The organism is Paenibacillus sp. 05T425, assembly GCF_056396205.1.
On record NZ_JBFTLA010000006.1, the window covers coordinates 271,782 to 289,250 of the forward strand.

Below are 17,469 nucleotides of genomic sequence, written 5' to 3' on the forward strand. Positions count from 1 at the left end.
ACATCTATATAAACAGCCGCAGGCAGGTCCATGGTACCGCCCTACGGTTGGTCATACGTTCGTCACGCTCTCGCCAGCTTGCAATGGTTGCTCGTTGCTTATACTATACGCAAAGCTTCAGGATAGTGTGCGAATACCCGCAAATTAATGTTGCGCCTTCGTGTCGCTTCCCGCCTTTACGTCTATAACGTATTTCTCACTAGCGCCTTGTTCCAACTGTACTTCATAGTTCAGCACGGTATTGTCGTCTGACCAGACGAGCCCGGCAAGCTTGCCGTTCTTTCGGTCCGTCTCGAACAGAAGCGATTGATCCGCAGCCTTAAATATCTTCACCTTAAAGCCTTCCGCGACCGCTTGCCATTCTCCATTAGGTGAAATGGCAGTAATCGCAACCGGCACTTCGCTCATAATCCCTTGAGTGCCCGGCGTAGACGTAAAGGTGTCGGTTCCGGACTTATTGCTCATTCCATCGCCGCTTAACGCTCCGCTTTCCAAGGTATTAGACGTCTCCATCTCCGGTTCGGATTCAGGTATCGGTTGTTTGCCGACTTCTCCCGAGCTCGTTGCTTCGTCTAACTGGTCTGGAGCTCCTGCTGCAGGTGATCCTTCATTTCCTTGCGTGCGAACACTAGGCTGAGCACCGCCATCTGAATCACCTGACGATTCGATGTCCTCTTCGGCGGCAGACGCGTCCTGCTCTATTTTTTGGTCCGATTTCAAGCTATATACGTCGCTTCGCTGAACAATGTCCATCGTGTCATTGGAAGCCGATTCTTGAGCAGTCATCGAATTCGCACTGTCGTTGTCAAAGCCCGGGCCGATTCCTGCGTTATAGCCAATAATGAACAAGCCGGCGACGACGCCTGCCGCTATGATCCCGCCCACATACCGAAGCGATGGAAGACGTCGGTTGCGTGCCAACCGGCGAGCTGCAAGCTTACCCTGCTCCTGTTCAACTTCATCCTTATGAACGACATGCATCGAATCGCTTCGCTCTTCCAGATCCAAACGCTGTAGCTCCGGCAATATCGCATCGACTAAGCTATAGCTCGGAACAACCTTAGGCAAACTAGTAAGTTCGGCGGACAGCAACTGAAGTCTATCATACATTGCTGCACAGTCCGGACAATGTCTAGTATGATCTATCAAGACGCTGTACTCGCTCTCGTCGAGATCGCCATCTAGCTGCCTGTGCATTAAATCCATCACCTCTTGACAATTCATCCCCGGACACCACCTTTCTGATAATCATGGAGTAAAGTTTGCAGTTGCTGTCTAGCTCTAAACAAATAAGACTTCACCGTATTGAGCGGCAAATCGAGTGAATCGGCAATTTCGTTGTACGAGAAATCCTGCAAATAACGAAGCACGACGACAGCCCGATGATGCTCGGGAAGCTTCTCGATCGCGGACCGAATGTCTTGTACCGCATACGCGGACATAACCTCGTCCTCTACATTCTGCTTCTCGCGAAAAACCATCTCATGCTCGTCAATCGATACCGTCGGCTTATTCCTTCGAAATTTATCGATACATATGTTGGTCACGATTCGTTGAATCCATGTCTTGAATTGAGCCTTCTCTTCATAAGAGCTGATCTTCGTATAGATGCGTATAAGCGCCTCCTGGGCCGCATCCATAGCGTCCTGCTCGTTATTCAATATATAATAGGCTGTCCGATAAACATGGGTTTCAATCTCACGCAATAGAGTTATTAAAGCGTCGCGATCTCCCGACTGAGCGGCTCGTATGAGGTCCGGCTCCACCACGAAGGATCCCCCTCTCTTGCAACCTCTCTGACGAGGCGGTTGCATTAAAAGTTGCAATTTTTTTTAAGAATTCTTAAGAAATATTAAGAAATATGAAGTTCGCCTTTAATTAGCTTCTAATCGCCAATACACTGCGGCAGTTAAGCCCACACAGTCAGAGTTCGATCGCAGCTGTATACGCTAATTTATATACTAAGAATTATTAGAAAAGTTTCATGACAGACAACTCCACATTAAAGGATACCAAATATTCAGTTGCMCGTATATAGAAATGCGATGATCCGCTTGCATTTACAAACGTCAATAAGCCCTCTGCTCGATGAGCGGGGCTAATATAATGACTTTTAGCAGCTATGCTTTTGAGTCATCATCAACTCTAATTTCCAACAAATAGTCCTTTCTCCGATATGGAGAATTGGATCTCTCCGTCCAGGTCGGTTCGCCATAGCCGAGCTCCAGCCGCAGCAAGTTTGGCAAGAACGTCCGGATGAGGGTGACCGTAGCTGTTCGTTGCTCCAACCGAAGCTGCCGCACCCATTGGCCGCCAATAATGAAGCCATTCATCGCTTGTCGAGAACCTGCTGCCATGATGAGCGATCTTTAATACAGCTGCACGGTCGATTGGGTCAATGGCATGGTTGGTTTGGCGCATCAGGTCGATAATCGCGTGCTCCGTAGACGCATTGATATCGCCGGACATAACGAATAATTGCCCGTAGATTCGAAGGGACAAGACGACGCTTAGCTCATTCTGCTCCTGCTGTACTTCAATAACGTCATTCGATTGTTGCGGCGGCCATAACACTTGAACATCCGTACTGTCATCAACATTCATCTCCATCCCCGCATAAACTCCGTACATGGGGATAGACTTGTCAAGCGCAGTCTGGATAAGCTTCTCTGCGTCMTCAGCTTGCTTGACCGATCCATTCCACCAAATACTTTTGACGGGAATCGATTCAATCACTGCCTGCAGTCCCCTTATATGATCGCTGTCAAGATGAGTAATCACAAGAACGTCAATCTCCTGCGCGCCTCGCTTCATTAAAAGCGGTACTAGAAGCTTGCGTCCTACCTCGAAAGGATCGCTTCTCGCACGCCATTCTTCGCCTGGCTTCACGAAAGATAAAGTACCGCCCCCGTCGATAAGCATATGCTTGCCTTCTGGCGTTCTAATATGGATGGCATCCCCTTGTCCGACATCGATGACGCTGATCTTCGCCTTGTTATCCCATCGATCGGGATCGTATGCCAAAAATAAGAGTGTTCCTATAATCATTATCATTACAAGAGGCTTGTACACTTTGCGAAGTACTTCACCCACTGAGTGCTCCTCCCTTATCGTTGACAGGTTAAGGCGTTGTCGTAACTCGATTAACGGGTCGGGAAGCACGACATCGTTCGAAGTGCCAACAGGAAGCGGAATCGTGGGTACAACCAAACGATCTGTTATCTGATCTATAKGATTGTTTTCATTAAGCTGAGGACGAACGCGCTGATTAAGCCAATGAAACGTCAAGCACAGTGCTGCCAGCCAAGCAACAACCCACCATAAGGGCGGGCTCGCCCAGATCGTTCGAAGACTATCGACCGCAGCTAACTTCTCGACAAGAGCGAACGTCCAGTCGTTGGCATAATGGGATACATAAGAGAGCGTCTTACCGCCGCCCTCCCATAACAGGCTGATAATGAGCGCTCCAGCACCTATCGGCATGACGACAAAGCTAATAAACGGGACGAGAATAAAATTGGCCGGAAGCGACAATAGATGAAATTGGTTAAAGTAATAGATCGATATCGGAAACGATACAAGCTGCGCGACGAGCGTCACTGCCGCAAGGTCAAGCAGCGCCTTGCCCCTGCGCCACTCAGGCATTGCCTTGCGCACTGGATTGACGCCGAGTATTAGCCCGATCGTGACAATGAAAGACAACTGGAAGCTTACATTCTCGAGGAAATAGGGATCGTAGATGAGCATAACCAAAGCAGCTGCCGCCAGCAGATGCAGCCCGTCCTTAAGTTTGCCCAGCCGCGCTGCAAGCAGGCCGAGTATCGCCATAAGTCCGGCTCGCACGACGGATGGCGATGCGCCGGAGAGCAGGACATATAGCGGTACGGCAATCATAAGCAGCAGAAGCGTTCGCTCGCGCGTCAGCCTTGCGAGCCGCAGCAGTCCTCCAAGCGCGTAGAGGAACACCGCGACGTGCAGTCCTGAAATTGCCAATATATGCGTCAAACCAAGACGCGAGAATTGCTGGAACTGCTGCGGGTCGAGGTCCTCGCGGATGCCGAGGACGAGACCCTTCATGTACCCGGACTGATCGGACGGGTACATGGCGTTCATCCGTGCGCCGAGGCTGTCGCGCACGGCATCGATGCGGCCGAGCATAGCGGCCGCGGTCCAGGCTGGGCCCGCCGACGCTTTGACGTAGGCGGCGCCCTTGACCTTGAGCAGCCAGTGGATGCGCTGGCTGCGAAGATAGCGGCGGTAATCGAAGCCGCCGCTATTCGTTGCTGCGGCCGGCTGCGCTAGCTCGCCGCTAATCACGACCTTGTCGCCGCGCTTCCAGCCCGCGGCAACAGCTTGCTCCGGCTGCTCCGCCAGCCGCACCTGAACGATCAGCCGCTCGCGTACAGCTCGCGGCTTCGCATCCCCCTTCACGCGCAGACGTTCCGTCCTGACGCGGAAGCTGACCCGGTCGCCGTCGACCTCTACGACCGACACGATAACCCCCTCCGCCTCCGCCTCGTATCCGGCTCGCGACCCTTCCGCCTCGGCGGCGGCCAGCAGCTCCGGCAGCCCGGTCACGTTATGGGCATCCGCCCATAGACGCTCCCCTGCCGCAAGCCCCGCCGCGAGCAAGCAGGCGATCGCCAGTCTCGGCGACGCCTTCCCTAACATCACGCAGGCGGCGGCCCCGAACAAGGCCGCCCCGCCGGCATATACGACGCCTTGCGCGTTAAGTCCCGCCGCAGCCGCGCTTCCGCACACATAACATAGCACAAACCAAATAAGCGGCCTTCTGTTCATCCCGCTCCCCCTTTTCTACCTGCAACATCGCAACAAAACAACAAAAAGAACCACCGCCGGCATCAAAAAAGATGCAAGCGGAGGTTCTTCCTCTGCCACTTTAATATTGAAATACGATTTACTACAATGTAATTTCCATCTGAGCTTGAGCCGGCGGATCGAACTGATCCAAGCTGCGAAACACAATTCCCTTCTGTTCCATTAGCGCAGCGACTTTCTCGCTGTCCTTCGGATAGCTGCGATGATATACGATCTCTACGATACCGCTATTGGCAAGCATATTCGCGCACGTCCAGCACGGCTGATCCGTCACGTAGACGACCGACCCTTCGCGGTCTGCGCGATCGGTGAACAGGAGGAGATTTTGCTCGGCATGTATGGTCCGAATGCAGCGCTGCTTCTTCACAACCTGCTCCTTGCCGTCCACGAGCTTCATCTCGATCTCTTCCGCGATCATACAGCCCTCTTCCAGGCAATCGTGTACGCCCATTGGCGCGCCGTTATAAGCAGTCCCGAGCAGCTTCTTGCCCTGTACGAGCACGGCTCCGACATGTCTTCTTGGACAGCGCGATCGCGTTGACACCATGTAGGCGATATCCATGAAATACGTATCCCAATCTTTACGGGCAGTCTCTTGTGTTTCCTTCAACATTGTTCAGCTTCTTCCTCTCTCTTGCTCATGCTGCTTCTATCCTTCATGCTGTAAGCTTGACTATGTGCCGTTATGTTATGATTTCGTCTTATGCACCCTGTTGGCTAAGCGTAAGCGCCTGACTCAGGTCTGCCAAAATATCGTCGATGCCTTCCGTTCCGATCGACAAGCGAATCATGCCTGGCGCAACGCCTGCCGCATCCTGCTCATCGGCCGACAGCTGCTGGTGCGTCGTACTCGCCGGATGAATGATAAGCGACTTCGAATCGCCGACGTTAGCGAGATGAGAGAACAGCTTAACGGAATTGATCACTTTCTTGCCGGCTTCTACGCCGCCTTTAATTCCGAATGTAAGAATAGCGCCTTTGCCCTTCGGCAAATACTTCTGCGCCAGCTCATAGGATGGATGGCTTGGAAGGCCCGGGTAGTTCACCCATTCAACCGACTCATGAGCTTCCAGGAACTCGGCCACCTGCTGAGCATTCGAGCTATGGCGCTCCATACGCAAATGCAGCGTCTCAAGTCCTTGCAGCAGCAGGAACGAGTTGAACGGCGATAAAGCCGCGCCCATATCGCGAAGCAGCTGTACGCGAGCTTTAATAATATAAGCTATCGGACCAACCGCATCCGTATATACAACGCCGTGATAGCTTGGGTCCGGTTCGGTAAGGCCAGGGAACTTACCGCTTGCCTTCCAATCGAACTTGCCTCCGTCGACGATAACGCCGCCTATCGATGTGCCGTGACCGCCAATGAACTTCGTAGCGGAATGGACAACGATATCGACTCCATGTTCAATCGGACGGCATAGGTAAGGACTTGGGAACGTATTGTCCACGATKAACGGAATGCCGTTCTCATGCGCGATCGCCGCAACAGCTTCCAGGTCGATAATATCGCCCTTCGGATTGCCGATCGTCTCCGCATATACGGCTTTCGTGCGCTCTGTAATCGCAGCGCGGAAGTTCTCCGGATTCGAAGGATCTACGAATTTGACTGTAATGCCAAGCTTCGGAAGCGTCGTGGAGAACAGGTTGTATGTACCGCCATACAGGCTTGTCGCAGAGACGATCTCGTCACCGGCGCCTGCAATGTTCAGCAGTGCATAAGTAATAGCAGACTGGCCGGATGCGACCGCAAGCGCTGCCGGTGCGCCTTCGAGCTCAGCTACGCGCTTCTCGAATACGTCCGATGTCGGGTTCATTAGGCGCGTATAAATGTTGCCGAATTCCTGCAAAGAGAATAAGCTTGCTGCGTGATCTGTATCTCTAAATCCGTACGACGTCGTTTGGTAGATCGGTACTGCGCGCGACATTGTCGTTGGATCGATTTGTTGGCCTCCGTGGACGGCTACCGTATCAAGTGAGAGCTTGCGTTGTTCAGACATCTTAATTGAACGCCTCCTATAAAAGTAAATGATAATGGCACTGCGGTCAAAGCAGGATACCTGCCTCGTCAGCTTCAGACTCCTGCTGCAACCGATTCCTTCCATTATCTCACAATCATGGACGAGCCACAATGCCCTCTTTCATGCCCGCAAGCAGCTTTTCGCCTATTCCTCGCACTCTGAGCAGATCATTTACCGTGGCAAAAGGACCATTCTTCTCCCTATCATCGACAATAGCCTGCGCCTTAGCGGGGCCGATTCCTTTCAACGCATCCAGTTCTTCTGCGGTCGCTCGGTTAATATCAAGCTTGCCCGTCTGGTCATCTTCAATCATTAGCTCGCTGTCCGCTTGAGCATCATCAGCATCAGCTGCGCTACCCGTCTTCCCTGCTTCGTCGTTCACAGCGCGCCTCTCCTCACCCTCATGAGCATCGCCTGCCTCGTTCTTTGAACCAGCCGCCTCCTCACCGCGCGTTGAAGCATCCGGCTCCAGCTCCTTCAAAGCAAGCTCCACCTCGTCATTCAATGCAGTCCATTGTTCACGGTTATCCTGCTTAGGCTGAGTGAATGCTGCGACGAGCAAAACCGCTGCCGCTGCTAGACAAACCGCCGCCGGCAGCCATAACTTCATCTCCACACGAGCATACTTTTTTTGCATTACGCAACAGCTCCTCTTTATTTTCATATATTAGCTAGAAGTGTCTGTTATCTTAATTGCGTGCATATGGAACAAGTCATGCAGAATATGGTAAGAGAGTACGCAAAACGCGGCTTATGCTTAGGGGGGCTCCGCATGAATGTCGGATTTATCGGGACGGGAACGATGGGAAGCCTGCTGATTGAGGCTTTTATCGCATCGGGCGCGCTTTCGCCTGCACAAATTGTTATTAGCAACCGCACCTTTGCAAAGGCGCAAGCTTTGGCTGACCGTTACTCCGGCATGACAGCAGAGACGACGAATGCTGCGGTTGCTTGCGGCAGCGAAATTGTTTTTTTGTGCATCAAGCCTCATGAGTTCAAGAAAGCGGTCGACGATTTGAAGCACATCGTCCATCCCAGTCAAATCATCGTGTCCATCACGAGTCCCGTGCTGATCGCCCAGCTCGAAGACGAACTGGACTGCAAAATCGCAAAAGTCATTCCAAGCATTACGAACCAAGTATCGAGCGGCGCCACGTTATGCATCTATGGCAAACGAATGAACGAGGCGGATAAAACGAAGCTTGAACAACTCCTCGCCTACATTAGCGAACCGCTTCGCATTCAAGAATCCCATACGCGAATCGTGTCCGATTTATCGAGCTGCGGTCCAGCCTTCTTTACGTTTCTGCTGGAGCAATTCATCGAAGCTGCAGTCGAAGAAACAGGGATCGCGCGCGAAGAAGCGCGCAAGGTCGCAAGCGCGATGATGCTCGGAACCGGATTGCTGCTGACGGAGGGCGGATTAACGCCTGCCGACGTGCAGGAGAAGGTCGCCGTACCAGGCGGAATAACGGCGCAAGCACTGGAATACTTGAAGCGTGAGACAGGCGGCATGTTCAATCAGCTTATTCGTACGACGCATAATAAGTATAAGGACGATTTAATCAAGGTTTCTGCCTCATTTATGAGCGAAGAGGTGAACGGGCAATAGCTGTGCTTCAGCTAAAGCCCGCTCACCTCTTCGAAGTTTTGCGGCTGTATTCGTATTAGTTGGCTACGATGTTAACAAGCTTGCCTTTTACGGCAACCACTTTGCGAACGGTTTTGCCCGCGATAAGCTCTTGAACCTTCTCGAGCTCCTTCGCCAGGCGTTCCATCTCGTCCGTTTCTGTATCGGCAGCGATCGAGACGCGTTCTACGATCTTGCCGTTCACTTGAACGACAATCTCTACCTCTTGATCGACCGTCCAAGCTTCCTCGTACTTCGGCCACTCGGAATACGTAATCGTCTCCGCTCGTCCAAGCTTTTCCCACAACTCTTCCGTAATATGCGGAGCGATCGGGGACAGCATTTGCAAGAACTGCGCCATCGCCTCACGCGGAAGCACTTCCGTCTTGTAGGCTTCGTTAACGAAGATCATCAACTGGCTAATGACCGTATTGAAACGAAGGTTTTCGTAATCCTCGGTTACCTTCTTAATCGAACGATGCCATGTGCGCTTGAACGCATCGCTAGTATCGCCATCCGTTATTTTCGCGCTCAAGCTGCCGTCCTCGTTAATGAACAAGCGCCATACGCGGCTCAAGAAACGGTAAGTGCCTTCAACCCCGTTCGTATTCCACGGCTTCGTCGCTTCAAGCGGACCCATGAACATTTCGTACATGCGAAGCGTATCTGCGCCGAACTCGCCTACGATGTCGTCCGGGTTGATGACATTGCCGCGTGATTTGGACATCTTCTCGTTGTTCGTACCAAGAATCATCCCTTGGTTAACGAGCTTGTGGAACGGCTCCTTCGTATCGACAACGCCAATATCGTACAGCACTTTATGCCAGAAGCGCGCATACAGCAAGTGAAGCACCGCATGCTCCGCGCCGCCGATATAAAGATCGACCGGCAGCCATTCCTTTTGCTTCTCCTTGGAACAAATCTCATTCTCGTTCTTCGGATCGATGAAGCGCAAGTAATACCAGCAGCTGCCTGCCCATTGCGGCATCGTGTTCGTCTCGCGGCGAGCATTCATCCCCGTCTCCGGATCGATTGTATTGACCCATTCAGTGACGTTCGCCAGCGGTGATTCGCCCGTTCCGGACGGCTTGATCGCATCGACATCAGGCAGCAGCAGCGGCAGCTGATCCTCAGGGACAGGCTTCATCGTTCCATCCTCCAAGTGGAGAATCGGAATCGGCTCGCCCCAGTAGCGTTGACGGCTGAACAGCCAGTCGCGCAAGCGATAAGTCACTTTTCCTTGGCCCTTGCCAGTCTCTTGCAAATGCTTAATCATTGCGGCAATTGCCTCTTCATTGTTCAGACCGTTAATGAAATCGGAGTTAACATGCGGGCCGTCTCCAGCAAAAGCTTCTTTCGTTACGTCTCCGCCTTCAACAACCTCGATAATCGGCAACCCGAACTGCTTCGCAAACTCCCAGTCGCGTACGTCATGACCAGGTACGGCCATAATTGCTCCCGTGCCGTAGCCTGCAAGCACGTAATCGGCAATCCAGATCGGCGTCTTAGCTCCATTCACCGGGTTGATCGCATAAGCGCCAGTGAATACGCCTGTCTTGTCCTTCGCCAAATCTGTACGTTCCAAATCGCTCTTGCGAGCAGCAGCGTCTTGATAAGCTTCAACAGCAGCCTTCTGATCGGCTGTCGTAATGGAAGCTACCAGCTCATGCTCAGGTGCAAGCACGCAATACGTAGCGCCGAACAGCGTGTCGGGACGGGTTGTGAACACAACTAGCGAATCGTTATGGCCGTCAATTGCGAACGTCACTTCCGCGCCCGTCGACTTGCCGATCCAGTTGCGCTGCATATCTTTAATGCTTTCCGTCCAATCCAGCTCTTCCAGATCTTCAAGCAAACGCTCCGCGTACTCGGTAATTCTCAGAATCCATTGACGCATCGGCTTGCGAATAACCGGATGGCCGCCGCGTTCGCTTAGGCCGTCGATGACTTCCTCATTAGCAAGAACGGTGCCAAGCGCCGGACACCAGTTAACCGGAACCTCTGCTACATAAGCAAGTCCGCGGTTGTACAATTGGATGAAAATCCACTGCGTCCATTTATAATAATCCGGGTCCGTCGTGCTGAACTCGCGATCCCAATCGTAGGAGAAACCTAGCGATTTGATTTGACGGCGGAAGTTGTCGATATTTTTGAACGTAATGTCTCTTGGATGCTGGCCTGTATCGAGCGCGTGCTGCTCGGCCGGCAAGCCGAAAGCGTCCCAGCCCATCGGATGAAGGACATTATAGCCCTGCATGCGCTTGTAGCGGGATACGATATCTGTTGCGGTATAACCTTCCGGATGGCCTACATGCAAGCCTGCTCCAGATGGATACGGGAACATGTCGAGTGCGTAAAATTTAGGTTTGCCTTGCTCTTCCTTCGTTTGGAACGTCTTGTTCTTATCCCAATATTGCTGCCACTTCGGCTCTACAACAAGCKGGTTGTAGCCGTGAAATTGCTGCTCCTGACTCATCATCTATTCCTCCTACAAAGTTAAACTTACTCACGATTAAGCGCTCAATCCAAGGCTAGGCTTAGATTGCAATAAAAAAACTCCCGCCCCTAGCGTATTACGCTAGGGACGAGAGTTGAGCTCCCGTGGTACCACCCTAGTTAGCGACGGGCATGCTTTGCCTGTGCTCACTTGTCGCCTTTATCGCAGGCCAGACGGCGCGTATGGATAACGCACAGCTCCAAGGCGAGATTCGTTCCGCAGCAGGTCCGGCTTACACCCTTACACCGGCTCTCTAGGCCTTGCTTTGCGAAATTACTGCTCCTCTTCAACGCTTCTATGGATGAAAATAGTTATTTTCGATTATAAAGATCGTTATGCTCTGTGTCAAGATCCGACAAGCGTCCGTCTCATATACCTAACGCTTCCGATAAGGATAACCAACAATAATAAATGGATTAGCAGTACCCATACCGCATTCCATTCGCCTATAAGAACGACGAACGTCCACAAGAAAAGCGGAGCAAGCTGAATAAAGCACAGCAAGAAAAGAGTGATAACCATCCATTGCTTCAACATTTGCCGATTGCTGTCCATGGTTACCATAACAATTGAGAGCAATACAGCGCCAAGTCCGATCGATACAAAGCCCCATAGGTGCACGGTCTCCCGCTCCGATCCCATTTCCATGCCAAGAAAGCTGTAGTCGAAAAACAGATCGCCGATATAACAAGCGCCAATGGTCAAGGACATAAATGCCGCGGCCAACGCGTACACATAACTTTTTCCGATCATGCGCTGCCAGCTCTCCTCATCTTGCGACCGAATGCCTCACTTATCGAAACAACAGCGAGTATAAGCGCAAGCCACAAGGTACACCACATTGACTGATCAAATAATCGTTGGAACAGCCCCATACTCCATCCATCCTCGCCAATAATCCAATAAGCAATCCGATTTGGAACACTAAAGCCTTCGTTTGCTGCTGGATTCGAGTTGGCGGCAATTGTGGAAACCAAGGCAACATTCGCGATTAGGCTTAAGAGAACCGCAAGAAACAACGTCTTCGACCAAGGCGAGTTGACAGATGCCGCTTTGGCTGCGAACGCAAATCCTATCACGATAAAGGCGCATCCGAATAGGTAGAGCATAGCTTATCCCTCCGCATTGTAAAGTTAGACTGCAATCTACTAAACGGATTCGCTTTAAATAAAGTTGCCGAAATATCCCAATTATTGCGAGTTTACGGTTTTGTCGGCAGCCGCATACCACCCAGCAACCCCGAACAAGATCGTAACGGCCAATATCATCCATAACGATGACGACCATCCATGCGTCGCGTCATGCAGCAAGCCGAATAGCAACGGCCCGGTCGCTGCCAGCAAATAGCCAATCGATTGCGCCATGCCCGATAGCTGTGCCGATTGCTCCGCATTGGACGTTCGCAGTGCGAAGAACATGACCGCCAGGCTGAAGCCTGCGCCACCAGAGATACCTAAGAGCATAATCCATAGCGGAATCCAGGATGAGGGTCCGGCTAACAACCCCACATAGGAGATGATTAGCAGAATAGCCGAGGATAAGGCGAGCGGCCGCTGACTGCGCCTCTTCGCTGCGAGAATAGGAACAATGAACGTCGCTGGAAGGCTGACGATCTGGAGCATGAACAGCATCCAGCCTGCTCCGCTATGGCTCATGCCGCGATCATGCAATATCTCCGGAAGCCATGAAATATTAACGTAAAACGTGAATGATTGCAGCCCCATGAACAGAGTAACTTGCCAAGCCAGCGCCGATCGTGTCAGCTTGTTGCCAGTCTTGTTGACGCTTGCTGATTTCCTGCCGCTACCTTCGCTTTGGAAGAAATGTTTCAGCTTGTTGAGCCGTCCGCGTACTTGAGGCAGCCATGCAGCTGCGGCAATAAGCGCGAGCAGCGACCACGAAGCGAGCATGCCTTCCCAGCCGAGCTCAAGACTTTCGGCCATTGGAATGCTGAAGCCTGATGCGAGGCCGGCGCCAAGATTCATGACGACGGAATACAGCCCTGTCATCACGCCTACCGAGCCTGGGAAATCTCGCTTGATCAGACTAGGCAACAGTACATTGGCAATCGCAATCGCCATGCCGAGCAGCATCGTTCCGGAAAGAAGCGCTGCCAAGCTTGGGAGCGAACGGATGAGGACAGCCCCGAACAGCAACAGCATAGATAGAAAAAGGCTGTTTTTTATGCCAATCCGGCTAGCCAAACGCGGCGCGAGCGGAGATATCAGGGCAAAAGCAAACAGCGGCAGCGTTGTCAGCAAACCGGTCATCGTGCTGGACAAACCGAAAGTTTGCTGAATATTCGATACGATCGGGCCGACAGCCGTAATTGGAGCGCGCAAATTAAGGGCCATGATTAGTATGCCTGCGATTAATAACGAGGTGCCGTTAATGGTGGAAGACGATACCCCGTGCGCATTCGGCAAAGATTGTCCTGATTGAAAACTTTTCACGATTAAGTCCTTCTCTCCTGTTGAATAAAGCTCTAAGTTGTTAAATATGCGAGTGGACTGCAGAACCTATGACGGACAAGCCTTCACTCTGTACCAATACTCATAAGCTTGTATGTAGCCGATCTTGTCATATAATCGGTTGGCAGGTTCATTCGCTTTGACGACAAGCAAATAACCGTGCGTTGCGCCTTCCTTCTTAGCCCAACCGAGCAATTGCCGAATAAGCTTCTCGCCGTAACCTTTGTTGCGGAACTGCGAATCCGTAACGATGTCATACAAGCCGACCCAGCCTTGCTCAAGCGTTGCGAAACCGCAGGCGACTGGAATGCCGTTATCGTAGAGCAGTCCATAACATTTCTTAATCGATGAAGACGTCAGCATGTTTCTAGTCGCGGATTTCTGCCCCTCCGTTAAGCGATTGAATACGGCTACCGCATCCAGCCACAGCTCAGAGAGCACAGGCTCGAGGGAAATGTCCGAATCCGGACCTGACGGAAGATCAACATCTTCAAGAGCGACCGTCTTCACGCATGTGCGGTCAATCAATTCATAGCCCATATCGGCTAACGCACCGTCCAGTTCAACGGGTTTGGCGAATGGCGTTATTTTAAAAACAGTCGGCGACTTCAGCTCATTGTATAGCGTCTCACAATGACGGATTTTCAACTCAAGCGGAAGCGTATGCCCATATAACGGCTGGACCGAATTCGACCGCTTCGTATATCCGTCAGCCGTGCGTATAAGCCAGCCATCGTATACCGTCGTCTGAAGCGCCGGCCAGCCGTTAAGGCTCATCTCCTCGAGCTTGAAATGGATCAGTCGCTTGATTTGATCCATATGATGACGGTCATGCCAGATGAAATCCTTCAAATACGTTTCGAATTGAAACGGATGACCGTCTGCGTCTGTATATGCGTCTTCATATTCGGTAACGCTCAACCCTTCTATGACGCTAATAATTCGACGGCGAATCGAAACAGCGTGTTCGGCCAGCTTCCGAATTTCCGTCGAAGTTCCGTAAGCCTTGGAGATTTCGTTAAATGTATCATAATCCAAGTGCTTGACCGTTAGAGATTCCATTCTGGCAGCTTTGGCAACTGCTTCCTCAAAGAAATAATCGTCCCAACGCGCGATATGGGCCACAACTTCGCGAACCGACCATTTACCTTCCGCAATGTTCTGATTCMACAGCTGCTCTCCAAGCCGCTCGATATGATGGATGAATGTATTCCATGAAACGAATTGCTCTAGCAATTGCGCTCTTGACTGCTGCTCCATACTCATACCCCGTCCTCCCAATAAGTGTTAACCTCGTGTAGTCAAATCCGATTTTCATAGATTCTATCACTTGAAGGATACCGCCACAATGAGAAAAACTCCTACCKGAGTACTTCGAGGATGAGCGACMGCGTTTAAGCGGAAGTTTTTATCGCCAATCTGAATGATCTCCTTCACGCTTTATCGCTGTAAAGCACTTAAACATTCTTATGTGGTAAAAAAAAGCCGCCGATTCGGCAGCTGCTGCGATATGGTTATAGTAGTCCGAATCTCTCCAGCTGGTCATGCTTGTTCTCCTTTAGAAGCAACTCGCGCTGCTTCGCTCCAAGAAGATCAAAATGAGGAAATGGATCTCGATTGTGAATATATCGCGGGTTCAATCCATTATCGAGACACCAACGTGACAGCTTCGCCAGATCGGAGCAGCCGACCTTCGTTACGGTTCGCATATCCGGAAATCTCGGATCAAGCCAGTAATGGGTCAGAAAGGCGATATCGCCCCCCGCAACCGCCGTTTTCCAACTCTCCATCTCCGCTCGCGTTATTCCAAAAGCCATGTTGAGCCGTTCCTCCTTTCCCTCGTCATCACAGCCTAACAGAAAGGTTCAACTATCCTTCTATGCTTGCGATTCATTTACGATTTGTTTGACTCTGCCGACCTGACCATCCGTCAGACGCACTTTAATGCCATGCGGGTGGTTCGGCGAGTTAGTAAGTATATCTTTGACGATGCCTCGCGTAAGCTTGCCTGTACGTTGATCCTGTTTGAGGACAATATCAACCGTTAGCCCCGCTTTAATCGCCGATCTGATTGTGCCATTCATTTTTTTATCATTCCTCTGCTAATCTTCGATGAAAATCAGCATAACATATGTAATGTAAAGATGCACATTAAGTGGACAACTGTTATACTAGTCTTCAAACGATCGAAATGAAATGAGGAAATATACGAATGTCTAACGCTTTTAAAGCTTTGGGGATCAGCCCCGAATTAAGCGATTTGCTCCAAAAGAACGGAATAACCGACCCAACCCCGGTACAGAAGCAGACGATACCGATGCTGCTCGAGGGACAGGACGTCATTGCGCAAGCGCAGACCGGAACAGGCAAGACGATGGCGTTCGCGCTTCCGATTCTCCAACGGATCAACACGGAGAAGGAGCAGGTGCAGGCGCTAATTCTAACGCCTACCCGCGAGCTTGCAATCCAAATAACGAGCGAGCTCAAGAAGCTTGCGCCTATCGTCGGAGCCAGCGTGCTGGCCGCTTACGGCGGTCAAGACGTAGAGGCTCAGATTCATAAGCTGAAGCGTGCGCCGCATATCGTTGTCGCAACGCCAGGCCGATTAATCGACCATATGAAGCGGCAAACGATCAATCTCGGCAAGCTGCAGATGCTTGTGCTCGACGAGGCTGACCAAATGTTGCACATGGGCTTCCTGCCCGAGGTGGAGAGCATTGTCACCCAAACGCCACGCGCTCGTCAGACGATGCTGTTCTCGGCTACTATGCCGGATGCGATCAGACGCCTAGCCGCAGAATATATGAAGACGCCATCGGATGTTCGAATCCGCAGCGCGAACGTGACGCTTGATAATATTAAGCAGCTAGTCATCGACACAACGGACCGTACCAAGCAAGACGCGCTTGTACACCTGCTGCAGCTTCATCAGCCTTACTTGGCTGTTATCTTCTGCCGCACGAAGGTGCGTGCGAAGAAGCTGAACGAGGCGCTGCAGGATCTGGACATCGAGTCCGATGAGCTGCACGGCGACTTGACGCAAGCTAAGCGCGAGCAAGTGATGAAGCGTTTCAGAGACGCACGTCTACAGGTGCTTGTCGCTACGGACGTAGCGGCGCGCGGACTTGATGTTGACGGCGTTACGCATGTATACAATTACGATGTCCCGCAAGATGGCGAGCTGTATATCCATCGGATCGGCAGAACCGGACGCGCGGGTCATAACGGTATGGCGATTACTCTTGCTACTCCTTACGACAAAAACAATCTATTGCTTATCGAGCAAAGCATTAATGCGAAGCTTGAGCGCCGTAAGATCGATAACGAAGGCGTCTTGTCAGCATCTAACGAGCAAGGCAGCGAGCGCGGGGCTGGACGCGGCAGAACTGGCAAGCCAGTTAGCGCCGGCGGCAGTGACCGGTCACGCGATGCTAAAGGCAAAGGCCGTGGACGACAACGGAGCGAAGGTTCAAGCAGCTTTAAGTCTGCTGGCCGAAGCGGCGGTCGCGAGCAGAAGAATGAAGGCAGACGCGGCGGCAGAAGCACTGAACGGAGCGCAAGCGCAAACACGGAGAAGCCAGGCTGGGACGTTCCCCGCGCCGCTGGACGCGGTGCGGAACGCTTCGCGGAACGTGATTCTTCAGCACCTCGCGGCGCTGACCGCGGACGTGGAAGCCGTGCTGGAAACGACGGTGTGTCTGCCGGTAAGCGCGGCGGTCGCGCCAGCGGTGGCGGAAGCCTGGAGCGCGTAAGAGACGGTGCTCACGTAGCGGGACGCGAGATGGATGCGGTCAACAATCCATGGACGGCGCTGCGAGGAGAATCGAAACCAAGCGGCCAAGGCGGTCGCGGCAGCGCTAACCGCAGCCGTGGCGCAGCACGCGGCAACATGTCGGGCGGCTCAGGCAGCAAGTCCGGACAGCCTAGAGGCGGCAAGTCCTCCGGCGGCGGCAGATCCTCTGGCAGACCGGGCGGACCTGGCGGTCGCGGCAGATAATAAACAAGGGTAAG

General features: G+C 52.1%; 15 protein-coding genes and 1 other annotated feature. Of the genes, 2 read left to right on the forward strand and 13 right to left on the reverse strand.

Features of this window, described 5'->3' with window-relative positions:
* Positions 1 to 144: 144 nt before the first annotated feature.
* The 6 genes from AC1DF0_RS15330 to AC1DF0_RS15355 all read right to left on the reverse strand — a co-directional run bounded on the left by AC1DF0_RS15330 (position 145) and on the right by AC1DF0_RS15355 (position 7,497).
* On the reverse strand, positions 145 to 1,224 hold the full coding sequence (locus tag AC1DF0_RS15330) for an anti-sigma factor family protein (protein ID WP_477574523.1): 1,080 nt from the start codon (positions 1,222 to 1,224) through the stop codon (positions 145 to 147).
* Positions 1,221 to 1,769 (reverse strand): sigma-70 family RNA polymerase sigma factor, encoded by a 549-nt coding sequence (locus tag AC1DF0_RS15335; RefSeq protein WP_475821417.1) that lies wholly within the window; start codon positions 1,767 to 1,769, stop codon positions 1,221 to 1,223. Before AC1DF0_RS15335 ends, AC1DF0_RS15330 begins: the two co-directional genes overlap by 4 nt.
* Positions 1,770 to 2,145: 376 nt before the next feature.
* Complete coding sequence (locus AC1DF0_RS15340; protein WP_477574524.1) at positions 2,146 to 4,800, reverse strand: ComEC/Rec2 family competence protein; 2,655 nt, start codon at positions 4,798 to 4,800, stop codon at positions 2,146 to 2,148.
* Positions 4,801 to 4,921: 121 nt separating this feature from the next.
* Positions 4,922 to 5,452: a deoxycytidylate deaminase gene (locus AC1DF0_RS15345; protein ID WP_337101556.1), complete on the reverse strand. Its 531-nt coding sequence runs from the start codon at positions 5,450 to 5,452 to the stop codon at positions 4,922 to 4,924.
* Positions 5,453 to 5,540: 88 nt separating this feature from the next.
* Positions 5,541 to 6,839, reverse strand: coding sequence for a homocysteine synthase (locus AC1DF0_RS15350; protein WP_477574525.1), 1,299 nt, complete (start codon positions 6,837 to 6,839; stop codon positions 5,541 to 5,543).
* A gap of 115 nt (positions 6,840 to 6,954) precedes the next feature.
* The gene (locus AC1DF0_RS15355) at positions 6,955 to 7,497 is read right to left on the reverse strand and encodes a ComEA family DNA-binding protein (RefSeq protein ID WP_477574526.1); all 543 of its coding nucleotides are present in this window, start codon (positions 7,495 to 7,497) and stop codon (positions 6,955 to 6,957) included.
* A gap of 135 nt (positions 7,498 to 7,632) precedes the next feature.
* On the opposite strand from AC1DF0_RS15355, the gene comER reads away from it, so the two are divergent.
* Positions 7,633 to 8,472: a late competence protein ComER gene (gene comER, locus AC1DF0_RS15360; protein ID WP_442051769.1), complete on the forward strand. Its 840-nt coding sequence runs from the start codon at positions 7,633 to 7,635 to the stop codon at positions 8,470 to 8,472.
* A 55-nt stretch (positions 8,473 to 8,527) separates the two neighbouring features.
* On the opposite strand, the gene leuS is transcribed toward comER, so the two are convergent.
* From leuS to AC1DF0_RS15395, 7 genes are all read right to left on the reverse strand, one after another.
* The gene (gene leuS, locus AC1DF0_RS15365) at positions 8,528 to 10,966 is read right to left on the reverse strand and encodes a leucine--tRNA ligase (RefSeq protein WP_477574762.1); all 2,439 of its coding nucleotides are present in this window, start codon (positions 10,964 to 10,966) and stop codon (positions 8,528 to 8,530) included.
* Between the two features lie 101 nt (positions 10,967 to 11,067).
* Positions 11,068 to 11,286 (reverse strand) — a binding site (T-box leader).
* Positions 11,287 to 11,332: 46 nt separating this feature from the next.
* Positions 11,333 to 11,740, reverse strand: coding sequence for a hypothetical protein (locus tag AC1DF0_RS15370; RefSeq protein WP_442051770.1), 408 nt, complete (start codon positions 11,738 to 11,740; stop codon positions 11,333 to 11,335).
* Positions 11,737 to 12,096, reverse strand: coding sequence for a hypothetical protein (locus AC1DF0_RS15375; protein WP_442051771.1), 360 nt, complete (start codon positions 12,094 to 12,096; stop codon positions 11,737 to 11,739). Before AC1DF0_RS15375 ends, AC1DF0_RS15370 begins: the two co-directional genes overlap by 4 nt.
* A gap of 81 nt (positions 12,097 to 12,177) precedes the next feature.
* A complete protein-coding gene (locus AC1DF0_RS15380; protein WP_442051796.1) occupies positions 12,178 to 13,341 on the reverse strand; it encodes a CynX/NimT family MFS transporter in 1,164 nt (387 codons plus the stop codon).
* Positions 13,342 to 13,506: 165 nt separating this feature from the next.
* The gene (locus AC1DF0_RS15385) at positions 13,507 to 14,724 is read right to left on the reverse strand and encodes a GNAT family N-acetyltransferase (protein WP_477574527.1); all 1,218 of its coding nucleotides are present in this window, start codon (positions 14,722 to 14,724) and stop codon (positions 13,507 to 13,509) included.
* Between the two features lie 248 nt (positions 14,725 to 14,972).
* Positions 14,973 to 15,275 carry a hypothetical protein gene (locus AC1DF0_RS15390; RefSeq protein WP_442051773.1) on the reverse strand — a complete coding sequence of 101 codons (303 nt, stop codon included), beginning with the start codon at positions 15,273 to 15,275 and terminating at the stop codon, positions 14,973 to 14,975.
* A 60-nt stretch (positions 15,276 to 15,335) separates the two neighbouring features.
* Positions 15,336 to 15,542 carry a YwbE family protein gene (locus tag AC1DF0_RS15395; RefSeq protein WP_442051774.1) on the reverse strand — a complete coding sequence of 69 codons (207 nt, stop codon included), beginning with the start codon at positions 15,540 to 15,542 and terminating at the stop codon, positions 15,336 to 15,338.
* A gap of 128 nt (positions 15,543 to 15,670) precedes the next feature.
* Here AC1DF0_RS15395 and AC1DF0_RS15400 point away from each other — a divergent pair, with 128 nt between their 5' ends.
* The gene (locus AC1DF0_RS15400) at positions 15,671 to 17,455 is read left to right on the forward strand and encodes a DEAD/DEAH box helicase (protein ID WP_442051775.1); all 1,785 of its coding nucleotides are present in this window, start codon (positions 15,671 to 15,673) and stop codon (positions 17,453 to 17,455) included.
* Positions 17,456 to 17,469: the final 14 nt, after the last annotated feature.